The organism is Nocardia sp. NPDC051756 (assembly GCF_040681495.1).
In the GTDB taxonomy this organism is placed as follows: domain Bacteria; phylum Actinomycetota; class Actinomycetes; order Mycobacteriales; family Mycobacteriaceae; genus Nocardia.
The window spans coordinates 917,394-935,149 of sequence record NZ_JBFAYV010000002.1; the positions used below are offsets into that span (position 1 = coordinate 917,394).

Annotated in this window: 20 protein-coding genes; 6 read left to right on the forward strand and 14 right to left on the reverse strand. The window is 67.4% G+C overall.

The genetic code is table 11. From position 1 onward, the window contains the following. Nucleotides 1-10 precede the first annotated feature (10 nt). Entirely contained in the window at nucleotides 11-532 is a 522-nt protein-coding gene (locus tag AB0M22_RS10235) for an Lrp/AsnC ligand binding domain-containing protein (RefSeq protein WP_364723314.1), read from the forward strand. 5 nt (nucleotides 533-537) lie between these two features. Here AB0M22_RS10235 and AB0M22_RS10240 read toward each other — a convergent pair whose 3' ends face one another. The 8 genes from AB0M22_RS10240 to AB0M22_RS10275 form a co-directional block, all read right to left on the reverse strand. Continuing rightward, on the reverse strand, nucleotides 538-1,191 hold the full coding sequence (locus AB0M22_RS10240) for a GntR family transcriptional regulator (protein ID WP_364723317.1): 654 nt from the start codon (nucleotides 1,189-1,191) through the stop codon (nucleotides 538-540). Nucleotides 1,192-1,224: 33 nt separating this feature from the next. After that, nucleotides 1,225-2,214: a 2-oxoglutarate and iron-dependent oxygenase domain-containing protein gene (locus tag AB0M22_RS10245; protein WP_364723320.1), complete on the reverse strand. Its 990-nt coding sequence runs from the start codon at nucleotides 2,212-2,214 to the stop codon at nucleotides 1,225-1,227. 28 nt (nucleotides 2,215-2,242) lie between these two features. Continuing rightward, entirely contained in the window at nucleotides 2,243-3,409 is a 1,167-nt protein-coding gene (locus AB0M22_RS10250; RefSeq protein WP_364723323.1) for a nitrate ABC transporter substrate-binding protein, read from the reverse strand. A gap of 20 nt (nucleotides 3,410-3,429) precedes the next feature. Next, nucleotides 3,430-4,272 (reverse strand): ABC transporter permease, encoded by an 843-nt coding sequence (locus AB0M22_RS10255; protein ID WP_364723325.1) that lies wholly within the window; start codon nucleotides 4,270-4,272, stop codon nucleotides 3,430-3,432. Then, a complete protein-coding gene (locus AB0M22_RS10260; RefSeq protein WP_364723328.1) occupies nucleotides 4,272-5,060 on the reverse strand; it encodes an ABC transporter ATP-binding protein in 789 nt (262 codons plus the stop codon). Before AB0M22_RS10260 ends, AB0M22_RS10255 begins: the two co-directional genes overlap by 1 nt. Nucleotides 5,061-5,161: 101 nt before the next feature. Next, nucleotides 5,162-6,493, reverse strand: coding sequence for an amidohydrolase family protein (locus AB0M22_RS10265; RefSeq protein WP_364723330.1), 1,332 nt, complete (start codon nucleotides 6,491-6,493; stop codon nucleotides 5,162-5,164). Nucleotides 6,494-6,617: 124 nt separating this feature from the next. Further along, nucleotides 6,618-7,730: a winged helix DNA-binding domain-containing protein gene (locus AB0M22_RS10270; RefSeq protein ID WP_364723332.1), complete on the reverse strand. Its 1,113-nt coding sequence runs from the start codon at nucleotides 7,728-7,730 to the stop codon at nucleotides 6,618-6,620. A gap of 7 nt (nucleotides 7,731-7,737) precedes the next feature. After that, on the reverse strand, nucleotides 7,738-8,712 hold the full coding sequence (locus AB0M22_RS10275) for an NADPH:quinone oxidoreductase family protein (RefSeq protein ID WP_364723335.1): 975 nt from the start codon (nucleotides 8,710-8,712) through the stop codon (nucleotides 7,738-7,740). 193 nt (nucleotides 8,713-8,905) lie between these two features. On the opposite strand from AB0M22_RS10275, the gene AB0M22_RS10280 reads away from it, so the two are divergent. Together AB0M22_RS10280 and AB0M22_RS10285 are read left to right on the forward strand one after the other, a co-directional pair. Beyond that, a complete protein-coding gene (locus tag AB0M22_RS10280; RefSeq protein ID WP_364723338.1) occupies nucleotides 8,906-9,232 on the forward strand; it encodes a type VII secretion target in 327 nt (108 codons plus the stop codon). After that, nucleotides 9,229-10,374, forward strand: a complete 1,146-nt coding sequence (locus tag AB0M22_RS10285; RefSeq protein WP_364723341.1) for a transglycosylase SLT domain-containing protein — start codon at nucleotides 9,229-9,231, stop codon at nucleotides 10,372-10,374. The genes AB0M22_RS10280 and AB0M22_RS10285 overlap by 4 nt, the downstream gene beginning before the upstream one ends. Here the strand turns inward: AB0M22_RS10285 and AB0M22_RS10290 are convergent. The 3 genes from AB0M22_RS10290 to AB0M22_RS10300 form a co-directional block, all read right to left on the reverse strand. Beyond that, nucleotides 10,371-11,588 carry a hypothetical protein gene (locus tag AB0M22_RS10290; protein WP_364723344.1) on the reverse strand — a complete coding sequence of 406 codons (1,218 nt, stop codon included), beginning with the start codon at nucleotides 11,586-11,588 and terminating at the stop codon, nucleotides 10,371-10,373. The two genes, AB0M22_RS10285 and AB0M22_RS10290, sit on opposite strands and share 4 nt — an antisense overlap. Further along, nucleotides 11,588-12,628, reverse strand: coding sequence for a hypothetical protein (locus AB0M22_RS10295; protein WP_364723347.1), 1,041 nt, complete (start codon nucleotides 12,626-12,628; stop codon nucleotides 11,588-11,590). The genes AB0M22_RS10290 and AB0M22_RS10295 overlap by 1 nt, the downstream gene beginning before the upstream one ends. Nucleotides 12,629-12,959: 331 nt before the next feature. Further along, entirely contained in the window at nucleotides 12,960-13,151 is a 192-nt protein-coding gene (locus AB0M22_RS10300) for a hypothetical protein (RefSeq protein WP_364723350.1), read from the reverse strand. A gap of 152 nt (nucleotides 13,152-13,303) precedes the next feature. Between AB0M22_RS10300 and AB0M22_RS10305 the strand changes: the two genes are divergently transcribed. Further along, nucleotides 13,304-14,080 (forward strand): acyl-ACP thioesterase domain-containing protein, encoded by a 777-nt coding sequence (locus AB0M22_RS10305; protein WP_364723353.1) that lies wholly within the window; start codon nucleotides 13,304-13,306, stop codon nucleotides 14,078-14,080. A gap of 44 nt (nucleotides 14,081-14,124) precedes the next feature. On the opposite strand, the gene AB0M22_RS10310 is transcribed toward AB0M22_RS10305, so the two are convergent. Beyond that, nucleotides 14,125-15,795 carry an FAD-dependent oxidoreductase gene (locus AB0M22_RS10310; RefSeq protein WP_364723356.1) on the reverse strand — a complete coding sequence of 557 codons (1,671 nt, stop codon included), beginning with the start codon at nucleotides 15,793-15,795 and terminating at the stop codon, nucleotides 14,125-14,127. Between the two features lie 158 nt (nucleotides 15,796-15,953). Here AB0M22_RS10310 and AB0M22_RS10315 point away from each other — a divergent pair, with 158 nt between their 5' ends. Then, nucleotides 15,954-16,445: a histidine phosphatase family protein gene (locus tag AB0M22_RS10315; protein WP_364723359.1), complete on the forward strand. Its 492-nt coding sequence runs from the start codon at nucleotides 15,954-15,956 to the stop codon at nucleotides 16,443-16,445. Between the two features lie 8 nt (nucleotides 16,446-16,453). On the opposite strand, the gene AB0M22_RS10320 is transcribed toward AB0M22_RS10315, so the two are convergent. Then, nucleotides 16,454-16,657: a hypothetical protein gene (locus AB0M22_RS10320; protein ID WP_150399729.1), complete on the reverse strand. Its 204-nt coding sequence runs from the start codon at nucleotides 16,655-16,657 to the stop codon at nucleotides 16,454-16,456. A gap of 58 nt (nucleotides 16,658-16,715) precedes the next feature. Between AB0M22_RS10320 and AB0M22_RS10325 the strand changes: the two genes are divergently transcribed. Continuing rightward, complete coding sequence (locus AB0M22_RS10325) at nucleotides 16,716-17,084, forward strand: glyoxalase superfamily protein (RefSeq protein ID WP_364723363.1); 369 nt, start codon at nucleotides 16,716-16,718, stop codon at nucleotides 17,082-17,084. 65 nt (nucleotides 17,085-17,149) lie between these two features. Here AB0M22_RS10325 and AB0M22_RS10330 read toward each other — a convergent pair whose 3' ends face one another. Continuing rightward, on the reverse strand, nucleotides 17,150-17,737 hold the full coding sequence (locus tag AB0M22_RS10330) for a Uma2 family endonuclease (protein WP_364723366.1): 588 nt from the start codon (nucleotides 17,735-17,737) through the stop codon (nucleotides 17,150-17,152). Nucleotides 17,738-17,756: the final 19 nt, after the last annotated feature.

Genomic DNA, 17,756 nt, shown 5'->3' on the forward strand with positions numbered 1-17,756 from the left:
GGAGGCCGCCATGTCACGAACGCCGGCGAAACTTGACGAACTCGATCTCGCGATCCTGACCGCGATGCACGAATACCAGAAGGCGGGCATTCTCGAACTGTCCCGCCGGACGCGGGTGGCCAGAGCCACGGTGCAGTCCAGGATCGGCCGGATGGAGGAGTCCGGCGTCATCGCCTCCTACGATCCGCAGATCGATGTCACCGCAGCGGGTTTCGATGTGCAGGCCTTCGTCACGCTGGAGATCGCGCAGGGCGCGCTGGACGCGGTGGCGGCCGAACTGGAAACCATCCCAGGGGTTTTGGAGGCGTACGCGACCACCGGCACCGGCGATGTGTGGTGCCGGATCGGCGCGGATTCGCACGCCGGATTGCAGGCGGTGCTGTTGAGCATCGATCGGACCTCGTCGGTGGTGCGGTCGCACAGCGTGATCGTGCTGTCGACCGTGGTGCCGTTCCGCACGCTGCCGCTGCTGCGCACCCTGGACCCGGCGGGGAACACGAAGGCGCCGGCCTATCGGGCGCACGAGCGGTAGCCGGGTCATTGCCGGCCCAGCCGGGTGACCAGGCCGTGCACGTGTGCCTGCGCGGCGGCGCGTGCGGCGTCGGCGTGGCCTGACTCGAGCGCCTCGACGATCTGCCGGTGCTCGCGCAGCGCGACCCGGCGGTTGAGGTCGGAGCGCCACAGATCACCCCGGTAGAGGTGGGTCTGGGCCTCGAGGCGGGCCAGTTCGTCGGCGAGCGGGCGGTTGCCTGCCCGCTCGCGGATGAAGGTGTGGAACTCGACGTCGAGCTCGGTGTCGCGGGCGGTGTCCGCACCGGACCGCAGGTTCTCCTCCTGGGTGGCCAGGATGGTCGCCAGCTCGGCCAGGTCGGCCTCGGACAGCCTGGTCGCCGCCTCCGCGGCGGCCAGCCCGTCCAGCACGGCACGGACCGCGAGCACGTCGCGCACCTGCGCGTCACCGATCGCGGCGACCCTGGCCCCCGCATGCCGCACATTGACCGCCAGCCCCTCGTAGATGAGCTGCTGGACGGCCTCGCGGACCGGGCTGCGGCTGACCCCGAGCCGGGTCGCCAGCGCAGGCACGCTGAGCGGGTGCCCCGGCTCGAGTTCGCCGGTGAGAACCATCCGCCTGACCTGCCGGTGCACGGACTCGCCGAGCAGGGCGGAGCTCGTCGCGTCGTCGTCGGTCATCGCCTGGGGTCCTTTCCGTGTCCGACAGTGAAGTTACCCCTGTGGGCGGTAGTTGGCCTGTACCCGCTGGGTGAGGAAGTCGGCCGCGGTCACCGGCGGGTACTTGCCCTGCGGCCCCTGGATGACGGCGTCGCGGTCGGCCTGCGCGAAGTAGGCGATGCTGTAGCGGTCGCCCTGGTATTCGCCCTCGCCCGGGCTACGCACGCGATGGAAATTCGACGGCAGCAGATCGTCGCTCCAGCGGGTGAGCATGTCGCCGATGTTGCAGGTGATCAGGCTGGACGACGGGGTGATCGAGGTCCATTCCTGTTCGGCCATCTCCTTGCCGGGGCACACCTGCAGTCCGCCCTGCCCGTCGCGCTGGAAAAGCAGTGTCAGACAGTCGAAGTCGGTGTGCGCGCCGGCCCGCCAGCGCCCTTCCACGCCGCGCAGTTCCTCGGGCACCGCGAAATAGTGCAGCAGCCGCAGCGTGCTCTGGTACTGCGACGAATTCGGGTCGTGCGCCTTGGTGAAGTGGTCACGGTCCAGGGCGAGCCGGTCCGCGAAGCAGGACAGCACCCGCATCGCGACCGACCAGGCCTGGTGCTCGAAATCCAGTACGGCACTACGGAATCCGGCCAGCTCCTGCTCGCTCGGCCACAGCTCGGCCATGTGCGGTCGGGTGACCTGGTAGGACTCCTTCTGGTCCGGGACACCTATCGACGGGCGCACCTGGCTCAGGCTTTCCCAGCCCGCGTTGTTCGCTTTGACCAGTGGATAATTGGCCTTCACTGGCTCGGGGAGCGCGAAAAACCTTGCGGTGAGCTCGAATACGGTGTCGATCCGGTCTTGCGGAATGCCGTGGCCGGCGAGCTGGAAGAAGCCGATCTCGGTGGCGGCCGACCATAATTCGTCGGTGATCTCGGCGCGGCGGTCGGCGAAATCGGTCAGGTCGATCACCCGGATCTCCCGGTCGGTCTCCCGGCCGAGGCCGCCCATCTGCTGCTCGCGGGAAACCTCGGACAGGTCGTAGCTGGCGGTCATGATGTCCGTCCTTGTCTGCGTGGGTAGTTCACCCGGCGACGCTGATCGCCGGGTCCAGGAATTCTTTGGTGACGAGGTCGCGCGCGGTCAGTCCGGCGGGCACGGCGGCACCGCCGCGGCGCAGGATGGGGGCGAACTCGTCGATGACGCGCTGCACCCTTGCCTCGTCGAAACTGCCGAGCACGCCGTCGGTGTCGTTGCCGATCAGGCCGCCGTCGATCAGCGCCTTGGATCCGTAGGCGGCGAGTTCGGCGCTGTACGGGCTGAAATTGGCGCTCTTGGCGACGATGTCGACCACCGTGTCATCGACGTGAGTGGGATCGGCCTTGAATTGTGCTGTCGCCCTTTGGATCATCGGGACGAGCCGCTGGAGGCACGGGCGTAGTCCGGCCAGCTTGTCGGCGCGGACGTTCACGGTGCGCGCGTAACCCTCGTAGCCGACGTCGCGCAGCAGTTGGTAGGCCACCGGCTTGCCCCAGGCGCGAACCTCGTGCGCGTAGACGTACGGTTCGGAATTCAGGAAGCCCTGCTGCGCGAACGACGGTCCGGCGACGAAGCGGGACGGCGCGTTGTCGTAGGAGTTATCGATCTGCTTCGGGTCGACCAGGCCGCGCGACACCAGCCAGTCCGGATAAAGCTGGCCTTGCGAAACCACTATCGGCGCACCGGATTTCCCGATATCGGCGATGCCGTGCCAGTCCGGATGCGTCTTCGGATCCCACATGAGCAGCTGTGGACTGTTGCGCAACAAGGTGGTCACGGCGACGATCGGCTGCTGCCCCGCGGCGGCGATGGCGTGCTCGGAGTGCGCCAGGCCGAGCGTGATGCTCTGGTCGACGTACATCTGCGATGGCACCGTCTGGAAGCCGATGGCCGGGCCGCCCGCTCGAATCTCCAGCTTGACGCCGGTGTCCTTGCCATCGGTCACCAGCGGGCCGGTGACCTTGTTGTTGTCGGAATCGACCCGGTAACCCGGGCCGAGCAGACCGAAGAGGGGGCCGGAATCGGTCTCCGGTTCCCACTGCAACTGCACCACGACGGTGCTCGGGCAGACGCCGGACAGCTGTTGCTCGGCGGGTGCGGCGGGGAGAACTACTGCGGCGGTGTCAGATTCGCTGCTGGTGCAGGCCGCTCCGGACACGACGACGAAGGTCGCGATGGCGGCTGTGCCGAGCCGGCGAAGGGGTGTTCTCATGAGATTCTCCAAGCAAAGGACTAGCGACCGGACGCGTGCCAGCGGCCGACGGTGAGCTTCTGGGCGGCGGTGAAGAGGGCGAAGACGAGCACGCCGAACAGCGCGGCCAGCAGGAGCGCGGCGATCAGATCCTCGGATTGCAGTCGCGCGCGGTAGTTGTCGAGCAGGGTGCCGATGCCCGGCCGCCCCTGCGCGAAGAACATGTCGCCGATGATCGCGCCGGTCACGGCCAATCCGGCGGCGGTGCGCAGGCTGGTCATGATCGATGGCAGCGCGGCGGGCAGTTGCAGCGCCCAGAGCCGACGCCAGCGGCTCGCGCGGCCGAGCGTGAACAGCTCCTGGAGGTTACGGTCGACGGACTGGATGCCGAACAGGGTCATGGCGATGATCGGATGGATGGCGATCAGCACGCAGACGATGGTCCGCGCGGCGGTGCCGTAGCCGAACCACAGCCCGATCAACGGAACCACGGCCAGCACCGGAATCGCCTGAAGCACAACGGCATAGGGATACACCACGCGCTCGATCGGCTTGGCCTGGCTCATCAGGACCGCGATCGCGACGCCGAGCACCGCCGACACCGCGAGCCCGCTCACCGCCACCTTCGCGGTGACCGCCAGCGCCCGCAGCATCAGCTCGAGCTTGGCCGGATTCGCCAGCGACTCGGTGAAAACCGCGTGCGGTGGCGGCAACAGGAAGCGGCGGCTCGGGCCGAGCAGCACCATCGAGACCAGGTACCACACGGCGATCGCCAACCCGAAAGACACAAGGGGTGGAAGGATTTTGGTGACCGCGGCGCGGGGACGGACCACAACCCGGCGGATCGGCCGGACCAGCGTTACGGGTGCCGCGATACTGACCATCAGCAGGCCTCCTTCAGGGAATGCGAAGCGCGCGAGACCAATTCAGTGAACGCCGGATCGAAGCGCAGCTCACGGTCGCGCGGGTAGGGCAGGTCCACGTCGATCACCTCGTGCACCCGGCCCGGCCGGGCGGACATGACGACCACACGGGAGGCGAGGAACACCGCTTCCGACACCGAGTGCGTGATGAACAGCGCGGTGAACGCGTTGTCCCGATACAGCCGGAGCAACTCTTCCTGCATGTTCAGCCTGGTCAGCTCGTCGAGCGCGCCGAACGGTTCGTCGAGCAGCAACAGTTGCGGCTCGAGCGAGAGCGATCTGGCCAGCGACACCCGCATCCGCATGCCGCCGGACAGCTGACTCGGCAGGCTGTTCGCGACATCCGCGAGGCCGACCGCGGCCAGCGCACGAAGTGCGCGCTGCCGCCTTGTCTTTCGGTCGATGCCGCGCAGTTCGGCGGACAGCTCCACATTGCGCAGCACCTTGCGCCACGGCAGCAGGGTGGCCTCCTGGAAGATGAAGCCGATCGAATCCGCCTGCACCGCAACGGCTCCCGAGGTAGACCGCTCCAGCCCCGCGGCGAGCCGCAACAGGGTGGACTTACCGCAGCCAGACGGCCCGACCACCGCGACGAACTCGCCCCCGCGCAGCTCGAGGCTGATGTCGGCCAGTGCCTCGGTTCCGGTCGGTCCGCCGAATCGCTTGTGCACGTTGACGAACGAGACCGCCGGAGCCGAGAGCGACGTCCCTGCACCGACTTCCGGCAGCGTCTCTGAATAGCGCGTCATTGTTCACACCTTCTCTCGATATTGCGTGCAACTCGTGCACTCCATCAGTCTTATCGAGAGTGATTACATGCAATCGCCGATTGATTTCCGTCTGATTAACTTCATCGCATGTTGTTCAGCCGACGCGCGAGCAGTTCGGTGTCGACGCGGGTACTGCGGCCGTCACGGATGACGGCCTCACCGTCGACCCACACCGTGTCCACCACCCGGGGCGAGCCCGTGGTCAGCAGCGTCGCGCCCGGGTCGAGGACCGGCAGGCAGGCGAAGTCGCGGTCGAATCGGATGAGGGTGAGGTCACCACGATCGCCGATCGCGACACCCGGCTCCGCGGTCGGTCGGCCGAGGACCCGATCGGCGCCCCGGGTCGCCATGCGCAGCATCTCGTCGAATCCCAAGAGATCAGCGCGTTTTCGCGTGGCTCGCTGCAGGTAGGAACCCATCCGCAAGGTCAGCAGCATGTCCTGGGTGTCGTTGCTGGCGGCCCCGTCCACGCCGAGTCCGACGTCGATGCCGGCCGCCAGCATTTCCGGTACCGGCGCGACGCCACTGCCCAAGCGCATATTGCTCAGCGGGTTGTAGGAGACGGAGACGCCACGCGCGGCGAAGACCGAACGGCCGGAGCTGTCGAGATGGCAGCAGTGCACCGCCAGGGTACGGTCCCAGAGCAGTCCGCCCGCGTCGAGATAGTCGACCGCGCCGCGGCCTGCATGCAATCGGCACATTTCCTCGTCGGTCTCGGTCTCGAGTACATGTATCGACACCGTTTTGCCGGTCCGCTCGGCGTACTCGCGCGCGGCGGCCATGCCGTCCGGGGTGAGGCAGCGCGGATTCGGCACGGCCAGGGCGGTATCGATCCGCGAACCGGTCAGCTGTGCGTCGAGGTCATCGATGTGGGCGAACGCGTCCGGCAGCGGCTGCATCAGCCGCGGATCGAGACCCCAGCGCCGAGTGGGATCGGCGCGGTCGGCGATCCCGCGGCCGAGCACGACGCGGATGCCGAGTTCGGCCAGCGCGCGAATCATGGCGTCGTGCACGGCTTCCGAGCGGTTCGGCCACAGGTGCTCGACCACGGTGGTCACGCCGCTGCGTAGCAGTTCGAGTCCGCCGGCGAGGGCGGACAGGTAGGTCTGTTCCGGGGTCGCGGCGACCGTGCGCTCCCCCACGCAGCGCAACCATTCGAGCAGCGGCAAGCCCTCGCCGATCCCCCGCAGCACCGCCTGTTGCAGGTGCGTGTGGGTGTTGACGAAACCGGGGAGCAGATAGCCGCCGCTGCCATCGACGAACGGGAGACCGCGATGCGCGTCACGCGCGGCCGGACCCAGTGCGATGACGGCGCCGTCCCGGACGACGACATCCTGGCCGGAAAGCCAGGCGCCGCAGGTATAGACGGTGACATCACCGATGACGACGGAATGAGGTCGATTCTCGAACACGCGGCATTCCTCCTGGGAAATGCGGCTGGTTCGCCCGCTCGATCCGGCGGCTCGCGTCGCCCGTTGCAGCCATGAGCGACGTGCCGGGCAGCCTACCGAGCCCGTATTTCGACCCGGTTAAACCTCACGGACGCAGGTCCGCGCCGACCTCCAGGATCTCCACGCGCGGCTCCTTGTCGGCCTCCATGAAACCGAGCAGGGCCTGCGACTCGGCCTCCACCGCGGCGCGCTCCGCCTTCGTCCACTTGCGGGTCGGGCTGATCCGCAGGCGCGCGACGCCGGCCTCCGGGAAGATCTTGTACAGGCCGGTGAGATAGCCGTCGACCAGGACCGGGGCAACCGCGGCGGCGAACGCGCGCAGGTGCGGGGCGCCACCCTGCGGCACGATCCTGGTCCGATCCTGGTGCGAGAGAACGGCATTGTCGTACCAGCCGAGCAGGCGGACCGGGGCGGGCAGGTCCGGATCGGCCAGCTCGGCGTCGGCGGCGTCGTAGAGGGTGCGGCCGCGCTCGTCGGTGTAGGTGCGCACGCGGTCGCCGAGCTGTTCGATCGCTTGCTTCATGCCGAGCAGCTTCGACCAGGTCTGCATGTCCATGGTGGAGGCCGGGCCGAACGCGCGCAGATAGCGAAGGAGCAACTCCGCCAACGGATATGCCGGGTCGAGCGGTGCGCCGAGCCACGGCTCGACCCGGGACCAGATCGGCCTGCTGCTGTCCTTCCACTTGCCGCGCGGCGGGGTTTGCAGCACGGGCAGCTGGTAGAGCCAGGTCTGCACGACCATGCCCGGATTGCGGTCCGGATAGATCGCGGCGGCGTGCTCGCGCAGCTCGGCGGCGGACATCGGCTCGTCGCCGAGGACCCGCTCGCCGTGCCCGCGCACCTCGTAGGGGTCTAGGCCGACCATCGCGCCGTAGTTGAAACCCTTACGGAAGGGGATCTTTTCGAGCTCGGGCTGGATGTGCGGCGCGATCCGCAGCGCGTCCGGCGGGGTGACCAGGTGAATGGTGCCGCGCATCAAGGTGATCCGGACCAGCGAACGGTCTACCAGCGCATCCGACACCGTGGCCGGATCGAAATCCGTTATGCGGCTCCACAATGCGACGAACGGCGGCGGTGAGTCCTGGGCTTGCAGACCGACGAGGTGATCGCACATCTCGTGCACCGTCAGCCGCGAACGCTCCAGCAGGTGCTGGCGCGCCAGCAGCGTCCGGTTCAGAGTTCGATTGGACAGCTCCATGTTTCGGTCAGCGGAGGGTGACCACGACTTTGCCGGTCGCGGTGCGGTTGTCCAGCGAGGCGATCGCCTCGGCGGCCCGCTCCAGCGGGTACAGCACCGGCGTCGGCGCCGCGATCTTGCCCGCGGCCAGCAGCGGCGCCACCTCGTCCCACTGCTCGGTCAGGTAGCCGGGGTGGGTCATCACCCATTCGCCCCAGGCCGCGCCGATCACCTCGACGTTCTTCAGCAGCAGCCGGTTCACCTTCACCGTCGGGATCTCCCCCGCGGTGAAGCCGACCACCAGCAGGCGGCCCGCGGACGCCAGCGAACGGACGCTGTCGGTGAACCGGTCACCGCCGACCGGGTCGAGCACGATGTCCACGCCGCGGCCGCCGGTCAGTTCCTTCACCGCCGCGAGCCAGCCGTCGGCGAGTACCACGTCGGTCGCGCCGTTGGCGCGCGCCACCTCGGCCTTCGCCTCGGTGCTGACCACCGCGATCACCCGGCCCGCGCCGAGCGCGACGGCCATCCGCAGCGTCGAGGTGCCGATGCCGCCCGCGGCGCCGTGCACCAGGACCGTCTCGCCCTCGGCCAGCCTGCCGCGCTTGCGCAGGCAGAACTGCACGGTCAAGTCGTTGAACAGGATGCCGGCGCCGGCCTCGAGGGAGACGTTGTCCGGCAGTTTGAACACCATCTGCGTGGGCGCGACTGCCACCTCTGCCATGGCATTGCCGAGCAGCGTCAGCGCGACGACCCGGTCGCCCGCCTTGACGTGCGCGTCCGCCGGCGCCTCGCGCACGATGCCGGCCACCTCGCCGCCGACGATGAATGGCAGTTCCGGCTTCATCTGGTAGAGCCCGCGGGTCATCAGCACGTCCGGGAACGCGACCCCGGCCGCGTGCACGTCGATCACCACGCCCCCGGGGTATCCCTTGGGCTCCGGAAGATCGACGATCTCGACCGACTCCGGTCCCTCCAGCTTGCTGACCTGGGCTGCGCGCATCTGCCGACCTCTCTGTCGTGGCACCGGCTTTTCTCCACGCCGGCGCCGCCGTGATCAACGTAACCCGCATCGATTCGGCGTGCGCACCCTGTCCACGTTTGCCCGCACTGCCAGACCGGCCCGACGCCCCTGTTCAGCTGCCCCCGTTTTGCTATGCTGACCGCGACCTATGGTCGGGCGTGAAGGGGGACTCATGGTCGAGCGAAATCAACCGGCGTCGACAAGTGTGCAGGTAGATCCGGGCGCACTGCGATCGTTCGCGCAAACTCTCGGCACCGAGGCCGGGGAGGTGACCGGGCTGAACGCGGGGGGCGCGCTATCGGCCGCCGCGGGCGCGCTACCCGGCACCGAATTCGGCACCGCGGCAAACCAGGCCAACGATGTGGTCAACCGATGCCTGCAACGGATCGGCGGCCGGCTGACCACGATCGCCGACAACCTGCACAATGCCGCGGGTAAATACGAGCTGGCCGAGGACGATTTCGCCGCGAAACTCCGCGCGATCGGATTGACCGCATGACCCTCGGCATCCCGGACGTGGAGAACTGGAAGCCCGAACAGCTCACCGCCGCAGGCGAACAGGCCGGGACGATGTCGCAGGGCCTCGACACCGCCGTCGGCAAGGGCTCCACCCAGACGAAGTCGCTGGAAGACGGCCAGAAGTGGTCCGGAACGGCGGGCGCCGCGGCGAACGCGCGGATGGACACCGAAAAGACCCGTTCCTCCGCGGTGAGTGCCGCGCTGCTGGAACTGAAGACCGCCTTTACCTCCCAGACGCAGAACCTGGTCGAGGCGAAGAACAAGGTGATCCAGCTGCGCGACGACGCGATCAACCAGGCGCCGCCGTTCGACGTGGAGGCCAACGGCACCGTCAACGCCACCACCCGGATCGCGGCGCTGCGCGAACACGCGGACAAGGCGAACGTGGAGGGGCTCGTTTTCCAGGAGTCGTTGCAGGCGGCCTCGCGTACCTGGGAGCTGACCAATGCGCTCAAGACCGCGGAAACCGTGGCCGGCCAAGCGAAGACACAGGTCGATACCGCGGTCGGCAAGCTGGAGCAGGCGTTCAACGGGCTCGGCGACCCGAGCGCGAACGTGGCGCCGCCGGCCAGCACGGTGCCGGCGAGCGTCAGTTCGCCCGCCGCGGTGAACAACGGCAACGGCAACCCCTCGTCGAACAAGCCCAATTACGCGATGGGGAATCACAACAACTCCGGATCGTCGTCGGGTACCCCGTACAACAGCGGAAGTTACAGCGGTTCCGGCAGTCCCAGTTCGTCCGCGCCTACCGGACCGATGCCGAGCGGGGATATGGCGAAATGGATCGCGGAGGCGAAACAGAAACTCATCGAAATGGGTTACGACCCCAAGGATATCGATGAGCGCGCCATCGCCATGATCATCGAGCACGAGTCGGCGGGTAACCCGTACGCGGAAAACCAGTGGGACAGCAACTGGGTCGCGGGGCATCCGTCGAAGGGGCTGATGCAGACGATCGACAGCACCTTCAACTCCTACAAGGCACCGGGGCACGACGATATCTGGAACCCGGTGGACAATATTATTGCGGGCGTTCGCTATTCGATCGATAGGTATGGCTCGGTCAACAACGTTCCCGGCGTGGTCGCGGTCAATTCCGGTGGCGCATACCAGGGCTACTAGCGCCCACCGCTTTCGTTGGCGAGCAACGCGTACTGCGCGGCGGCGCGCTGCTGGGTTTCCCACAGTCGGCTGCCGAGCACCAGTGCCGCATACCTCCGATAGGAAACGAAGCACCTGAACTGTGCTTCCTTCGGCGCGACATAGTCCTGCACGCACGCCGCGCCGGGCACATCCGTCGGCGGATCCACCGCGCGCCGATCCGCCGCATTACCGAGTTCGGCGGACTCGGTGACGAATCGAGCCGCGGCAGCGTCGTCGGCCGCCCGGAATCCGAAGGCATTGGGCGTCACCGCGATCCGATCCACTCCCGCTTTCCGCAGAACCGGAAGGCGGCCCGACTGATCCTGGACGTAGTTCAGATAGCCGCGCAAGGTCAGCACCACCTCGCCCTGTCCATCCGGCGCGGGGACAACGCCTTTGTCCTGAATGACCCGGACCAGCAGGCCATCCGGATCCTGATGCAGCGTGTTGAATTTGCCGATCGGTGTCGCGCTGAACCTGTCGAGTTCGGCGATCTCCGCGGCGAGATACTTCTGGGTCGCGTCGACCAGCCGATCGATATCCGCCGTCCGCGTCTCCGCCAGCACGCTGATCACATAGTTTCCGTGCGGGGTCGTGCTGCCGAGCGTCGGAAAGGCCGGACGCCAGTGTGCGCGTGCGTCCGGGTATTTGGGCAGACCGACGGGCGCATTCTCCGGGTTGAGGCCGAGGTCGACGGCGTCGAGCTCGGCGGCCGCCGCCTTCGCGGCCGCCGCGTCCGGGAAACGTGACACCGTCACGGTCAGGCCGTCCCGCTGGCGAACGCCGGCCGCGGGATCGGTGAGCGGCGGCACGTCCTCGGCGGAACCGGTGGAGAACCCGAGCACGAAACCGTGATTCTGCAACACCGGGATGGCCGGCTCCGCGAGGTACTGCGCCACCGACTGGGCGTCGGTGTGCACGCGGGCCGACGCACCGACGGAGTATTTCGGGTCCACCTCGTGCGGACTCAGGACCGCGTCGGCCAGTCGTGCGGCCTCCAATCGCGCGTAGCCGAGATCGTCCAGGCGGGACGCGATCTTGGGCGGCGTGGTCGGGAACTTGCCGGTGTCCAACGCGCGCACATCGAGCTCGCTGGAAACGCTGGTTCCCTGCACTTCCGATGCGCAGCCGCTCACCCCGACGGTGGCGAGGACGGCGAGGAGCGCCGTGGCGACTCGTGTGTTCCAGTTCATCAACTCACCTGTGGGAGGTTGTCCAGGACGTTCTGCAGCACCACTTGTGCTGCCAGACACCTGAATTCGGGATGTTCGGCCAGGGTGGGATTATCGACCTGCACCGTCACCACCTCGGCGTCGCCGCCGTCGATGGCCCGGTACTGTGCGCGCCGGACACAGGTCGGCGAGCCCAATTCCGCCTCGTCCAAGAAGACGAAATTGCCGCCGCCGAGATCGAACGGTATCGGCTTCTCGGTCGGCGTCAACGCCTTCGAGCGTTCGAGCGCGACGGTGACCGTGCCGGTCGAGATCCATTTGCAGGTGTGCAGCTGATCCGGAGCGCCGTGCACCTGGTCGCCGATATTCAGCTTCACCACGACCGAATCGACCAGCGCACACGGATCTTGGCGAGCGAGTGAGGTGCGAATGTTCGGAAGTTGCGGCGGCCCTTCGGATATCCGATGGGCCAGCTCGGTGGCCGCCTCGTCCGCGACCTCGCAGAGCTTGTCGGACTGCGAGCCCTTCACCCGTACCGCGATGCCGAATTGCGGATCGGTTTTCGCGGGAAACAGGGCCCGCCCGCAGCCGTCCTTTCCGCTGTTCGCGTCCTCCAGCACGGGGACTCCCGCGGCTTTTTCACCATTGTCTCGATAGCCATCGACGCGCTTGATATCGAAGTCGAACTGATATCCGCCCGACTCGCCCGCGCAGGTGCCCCATTGGGTAGAACTCGGCGCTTTCGTCCACTCCCCCAGCGACGAGACCAGCGGATCCTGCACCGCGGCACACAGATCGATCGACCGGAGTTTCGTAAGATTCAGCGCCGCAAGCGGATTCACGGCCGGCGCGGTCGGTTCCTCGTCGTCGCCGCCGAACAGGGCCGTGCCCGCGAGCACGACGACGAGCAGGGCGGCCACCGCCGAGGCCCCGATCAGTGCCCGCTTCCGACGCCGGCGCAGCGAACTCGCCCGCTGGATCTCGACGAGCGCCTGCAAGCGCTGCTCGAAGGCGTCGACACTGGAGGCGTCGGACGCTCCTGTGGGTCCTTGCTCAAGCATGGAGATACCAATTCTCTTACTTCGGGCGGCAATCCGCTCATGTCGGGTTCGGTGTGCACAATGTTGTCGAGGGTGTGTGTGGGCTCGTCGCGCGCGAGCGGGCCGCACCAGATGGTAGGTCGCACACGTGCCGTCGGAATCTATACGGCGGGCAGCGGGTAAGTCACCAAGTGGGCCGCCGTTCACCGAGAACCTGGTGGCGGCCGGGCGCGCGCGAGTCGTGTCGGCCGAGCGGCTTCACTCGTGTTCCTCCCCTGTCGTGCCTGTTCCGGGGATCGTACCGGGGCACATGTGACACGTCTTGGGGGCGACCAGAATTCCGGTGCGGCCGTCAGGCGAAGGTTTGGTTGCGGGCGGCGAGGGCGGTGCGGAGTTTGGCGACGGCGGTCGGGCCTACCCCGTGCAGCGCGGCGAGATCGCGCTCGGTCCAGGAGGTGAGGTCGTCGAGGTCGCGGATTCCGGCCGCGGCCAGGGCGCGTTCCGCGGGTTTGCCGAGTTGGCCGGGCAGATCCGAATCACTCATGGCGTCCATGATGCCTGGTAGAGGCGTTGCTCGCGGGCACACCGGCGGCTACCTACGCACTCGACGCGATGGTGTGACGTACGACCCGTAAAGTCGTCTCACAACAGCACCACACGAAGAACGCGGCACACCGTGCAGCGCGAGGAGCACCAGTGTCACTCGATCAGCCACTCGCCCCGCTTCCCCAGGAGGGCATGGGCTTTGCTTCGGCGTGGCCCATCCGGGCTGGCGATGTGGACCCCTACGATCGGCTGCGCTTCGACGCCGTCGCCCGCTACCTGCAGGACATCGCCTGGGAAAACCTGCACAAGACGTTCCTGAGCCGCAGCGATCCGAACTGGATCGTGCGGCGCACGGTGATCGACGTGATCCGGCCGATCCTGTGGCCGGACGAGGTGCAGCTGCTGCGCTGGTGCTCGGCGATGTCGACCCGCTGGACGAACATGCGGGTGCGGGTGACCAGCTCGAACGGCGGGCTGATCGAGACCGAGGGCTTCTGGATCAATATCAGCGAGTCGACCGGGATGCCCGCGCGGATCAGCGACGAGGGCCTGGCCTACCTGGCGCAGACGACGCAGGAGCATCGCCTGCGCTGGCGGCCGTACCTGACCGACACCTCGCCGTCCGAGTCGGACACCGACATGCCGTTTCCGGTGCGCGCGACCGACATCGACCAGTACAACCACGTCAACAACACCTGTTACTGGCAGGCGGTGGAACAGTTCATGGTCGAGTACCCGAAGCTGCTCGCCGGGCCGCATCGCGCGGTCATCGAATATGTCGCGCCGGTGCTCGCGCGCCAGCACGTGACCGTGCGCAGCCGGTTCGAGCCGGGCGATCGCACCGGACGGCCGGTGCTGCGGCTGTGGTTCGTGGTCGGCGGGACGACCACCACCGTCGTCCGCATCATGCCGCTGCCGCCCGAATAGGCGGTGGCCGACCGGATCCGCGGGGATCCGGTCGGCCGGCCCGGTCAGCCGCGCGCGGCCTTCAGCAGATCCTCCCGGGTGGTGAACTTGACCCGCGGCCGGCCCGCGGACTTACCCGCGGCCTTCTCCGCCTGGTCGATCGCCCGCCAGCCGTCCCGATCCACCAGATCGGCCTGCCGCTCGCCGAGCAACGCCTTGAGCGCCGCGCGATTCGCCTCGGGCGCACCGAGTTTGCCGCTGGTGAAGTCGGCGATCAGGTTCTCCACGGTCTCCTCGGCATCGGTCCGGTTCGAGCCGATGACGCCGCGCGGGCCGCGCTTGATCCAGCCGCTCGCGTACACGCCGGACAGCGGGGTGCCGTCGGTGTCGTGCACCCGGCCGTGTTCGTTCGGCAGGACGCCGCGCCGCTCGTCGAACGGCAGGTCGGCGACGGCCGAACCGCGGTAGCCGATGGAACGCAGCACCAGCGAGGCCTCGATCCGCTCGGTGCGCTCGGTCGCCCGCGCCACCAATTGGCCGTTCTCCTCGAACAATTCGTTGTGCACGAACTCGATCGCCTCGACGTGCTCGGTGCCGGTGAGCGCGGTCGGCGAGGCCAGGTAGCGGAAGATGATCCGCTTGTGGCTCGGGTCGCGCGGCGCGCCGGCGTATTCCTCGGCGAGGGTGTACTTGAGCTTCAGCGACGGCTCGACATCCGGGTCGTCGAGCAGCGCCTGGCTGGCGTGATCGAGCGCGAGGTCGGACTCGTCGACGACGACGTCGATGCCCTCGAGGTGGGCCAGTGCGAGGAATTCCGACGACGTGTACGCCGCCTGCAGCGGGCCGCGGCGGCCGAGCACGACCACCTCGCGAATATTGCTGCGTCGCAGGGCGTCCAGCGCGTGGTCGGCGATATCGGTCTTGGCCAGCTCGTCCGGGTCGACGGTCAGCACGCGGGCGACGTCCAAGGCGACGTTGCCGTTGCCGACGATCACCGCCCGCTCGCCGGACAGGTCGAACTGCCGGTCGGCGAAGTCGGGATGACCGTTGTACCAAGCGACGAACTCGGTGGCCGAGTGGCTACCCGGCAGATCCTCGCCCGGCACGTCGAGGCGGCGGTCGGTCGACGCGCCGACCGCGTAGATCACCGCGTGGTGGTGCTTCAGCAGCTCCTCGTGCGAGATGTGCGTGCCTATCTCGACATTCAGGTAGTACTGCAAGGTCTCGCGCCGGAACGCGGACTCGAACAGGCTCGACACCGTCTTCGTGCCGGGGTGATCGGGGGCCACGCCCGCGCGGACCAGACCCCACGGGGTCGGCACCCGGTCGAACATCTCGATCTCCACGTCCGCGCGGCGGAGCAACTCGTCGGCGGCGTAACAGGCCGCCGGGCCTGCCCCGACGATCGCGACCCGCAGGGTGCCGAGTTCCTTCGGCGGCCGAGGCGGGGTGACGATCGGGTCGAAGTTCGACTCGAGCGGATGCCGTTCGAAATAGGCGGCATTGATCTCGCGGTATCTGGCCAGCGATGCGGTCAGGTCGTCTTCGGAGAAGATCGCCTCGACCGGGCACGCATCGACGCACGCACCGCAGTCGATACAGGTGTCGGGGTCGATGTAGAGCATCTCGGTCGTCGCGAACTCCGGTTGATCCGGGGTCGGACGGATGCAATCGACAGGGCACTCGGAAACGCAGCTGGCGTCGTTGCAACAACGCTGCGTGATTACGTAGGCCATATTGTGCAGATCCTCGAAGATGTACGTGGGCTGTAGGCCACCCGGTGGGCAGAGGTGGACAAAAACGGCACGCCGCGGAACCACCGCGATGTGACGCCGCTTTCAGTTTGCCTCGAGTGTGTTCGAGGCCATGCGACCGGAGGCCTTACGGTATCTCCATGGTGCGGACTCTGATCCTCATGCGACACGGCAAGTCGGCCTATCCCGACGGTGTCGGCGACCACGAACGCCCGCTCGCGCCGCGCGGACAACGCGAGGCCGGGCTGGCGGGTGACTGGTTGCGTACGACGCAACCACCGATCGATGCGGTGCGGTGCTCCACCGCGACCCGCACCCGGGAAACCCTCGCCGCCACCGGGATCGACGCGCCGGTGGTCTACGAGGCGGGCATCTACGAGGCGTCCCCGCAGAGCCTCATCGAGCTGGTCCAGCTCAGCGACGACGACGTGTCGACGCTGCTGGTGATCGGGCACGCGCCCGGAATGCCGTGGACGGCATGGGAGTTGGCGAGCAATCGGAGTTCGACGCCCGCCATCGAGCTCAGTCGCAAGTTCCCGACCTCGGCGCTGGCCGTGCTCGAATTCGACCGGCCGTGGGCACAGGTCGATCCGGGAACCGGTGAGCTGGTGCGTTTCCACATCCCCCGCTGAATGCGCGGTCAGCGCAGCAGCTTGCCGCCGACCACCACGACCGCGCCGAGCACGACCAGCAGCACGAACGCGGCGAATCCGCCGAGCAGCCACCACACCACGGCGAGTGCGAGTACCACCGGCGCCACCGCGATCGCGGTGATCACCGGGCTTTCCTTGACCGTTGCCAGGGCCGAGCGGGCCCTGATCCGGTTGACGTCCTTACCAGGCATGTCCCCAGCGTAGGCCGGAAACCGGGACTTTGTCGGCGACCGGTGAGATGCTCGGGCGATGGATTGGAAAATCGAGCTCATCGCGATTCCCGTCACCGACGTGGATCGCGCGAAGGACTTCTACACCAAGATCGGATTCAACGCCGACCACGATCACCGGGTCAACGAGAACCTGCGTTTCGTCCAGCTCACGCCGCCCGGATCCGCATGCTCGATCTGCATCGGCGAGGGCATCACCGAAGCCGCGCCGGGCAGTGTTCGCGGGATGCAGATCGTGGTTTCCAGCGCCGAAGAGGCATATCAGCAGCTGGTTGCCGCCGGCGTGGACGCGAAGCCGGTGGAAACACTGAGCTGGGGCAACTTCACCTACTTTGCCGACCCCGACGGTAATCAGTGGGCTGTGCAGGAATTGCCGAAGAAGGACTGAGCGCGGACGGATTGGTCCGACGGTGCGATTTCTCCTCGGAGCTAGGCGGCCTGCTCCTCGCCAGGTCAGTCCAACTGGTCGAACTCGTCCAATTGGATGGTCAGCGGACACGGCGAGGTGGTGGTGAACACATCGGTCACCTCGCCGTCATCGACATAGCCGAGTTCCTCGGTCAGCCGGAACGCCGCCAAGCTGAGCGGCGGATTCAGGTCGATGATCCAGTAGTGCGGTATTCCGGCGTCGGCGTACTCGCTGCGCTTCATGACGTAATCCGTTCGCCGTGAGCCCGGCGAGACAATTTCGACAACAAGACGGGTTGCGGACGCCCGAAGGATTCCGCCGTCGGAACGGACACGTTTGCGTTCGCTTCGTTCGACCACAACAAGATCCGGCCGGCGGACTGTGGCGGGCCCGTCCTCAGGAACCAATTGCAGGTTGAGATCGACATCGGGCACGGCGATCAAGTCAGGCGGAAGCTGAGGTTTCAGCTGGACATAGAGATCGCCGCCCACAATGTTGTGGTCCGGCGTGGGCGACGGCGAAATGGCGAGTACCCCCTCTTGCAGCTCCCTACGGCAACGCTCGTCGTCTTCCCCGAGCGCCATGTAGTCGGCAATCGTCAGCAGCCGCCCTGGATCCGGAAGTGCCGTCACCTTCGCTCCTCAGCTCGTC

What these genes read in the sequence shown, in the direction of transcription:
- AB0M22_RS10240 (WP_364723317.1), bottom strand. Translation starts at nt 1,191, where the DNA reads ATGACCGACGACGACGCGACGAGCTCCGCCCTGCTCGGCGAGTCCGTG.
- AB0M22_RS10250 (WP_364723323.1), bottom strand. Translation starts at nt 3,409, where the DNA reads ATGAGAACACCCCTTCGCCGGCTCGGCACAGCCGCCATCGCGACCTTC.
- AB0M22_RS10280 (WP_364723338.1), top strand. Translation starts at nt 8,906, where the DNA reads ATGGTCGAGCGAAATCAACCGGCGTCGACAAGTGTGCAGGTAGATCCG.
- AB0M22_RS10235 (WP_364723314.1), top strand. Translation starts at nt 11, where the DNA reads ATGTCACGAACGCCGGCGAAACTTGACGAACTCGATCTCGCGATCCTG.
- AB0M22_RS10260 (WP_364723328.1), bottom strand. Translation starts at nt 5,060, where the DNA reads ATGACGCGCTATTCAGAGACGCTGCCGGAAGTCGGTGCAGGGACGTCG.
- AB0M22_RS10270 (WP_364723332.1), bottom strand. Translation starts at nt 7,730, where the DNA reads ATGGAGCTGTCCAATCGAACTCTGAACCGGACGCTGCTGGCGCGCCAG.
- AB0M22_RS10290 (WP_364723344.1), bottom strand. Translation starts at nt 11,588, where the DNA reads ATGAACTGGAACACACGAGTCGCCACGGCGCTCCTCGCCGTCCTCGCC.
- AB0M22_RS10295 (WP_364723347.1), bottom strand. Translation starts at nt 12,628, where the DNA reads ATGCTTGAGCAAGGACCCACAGGAGCGTCCGACGCCTCCAGTGTCGAC.
- AB0M22_RS10300 (WP_364723350.1), bottom strand. Translation starts at nt 13,151, where the DNA reads ATGAGTGATTCGGATCTGCCCGGCCAACTCGGCAAACCCGCGGAACGC.
- AB0M22_RS10315 (WP_364723359.1), top strand. Translation starts at nt 15,954, where the DNA reads ATGGTGCGGACTCTGATCCTCATGCGACACGGCAAGTCGGCCTATCCC.
- AB0M22_RS10255 (WP_364723325.1), bottom strand. Translation starts at nt 4,272, where the DNA reads ATGGTCAGTATCGCGGCACCCGTAACGCTGGTCCGGCCGATCCGCCGG.
- AB0M22_RS10310 (WP_364723356.1), bottom strand. Translation starts at nt 15,795, where the DNA reads ATGGCCTACGTAATCACGCAGCGTTGTTGCAACGACGCCAGCTGCGTT.
- AB0M22_RS10325 (WP_364723363.1), top strand. Translation starts at nt 16,716, where the DNA reads ATGGATTGGAAAATCGAGCTCATCGCGATTCCCGTCACCGACGTGGAT.
- AB0M22_RS10320 (WP_150399729.1), bottom strand. Translation starts at nt 16,657, where the DNA reads ATGCCTGGTAAGGACGTCAACCGGATCAGGGCCCGCTCGGCCCTGGCA.
- AB0M22_RS10285 (WP_364723341.1), top strand. Translation starts at nt 9,229, where the DNA reads ATGACCCTCGGCATCCCGGACGTGGAGAACTGGAAGCCCGAACAGCTC.
- AB0M22_RS10245 (WP_364723320.1), bottom strand. Translation starts at nt 2,214, where the DNA reads ATGACCGCCAGCTACGACCTGTCCGAGGTTTCCCGCGAGCAGCAGATG.
- AB0M22_RS10275 (WP_364723335.1), bottom strand. Translation starts at nt 8,712, where the DNA reads ATGCGCGCAGCCCAGGTCAGCAAGCTGGAGGGACCGGAGTCGGTCGAG.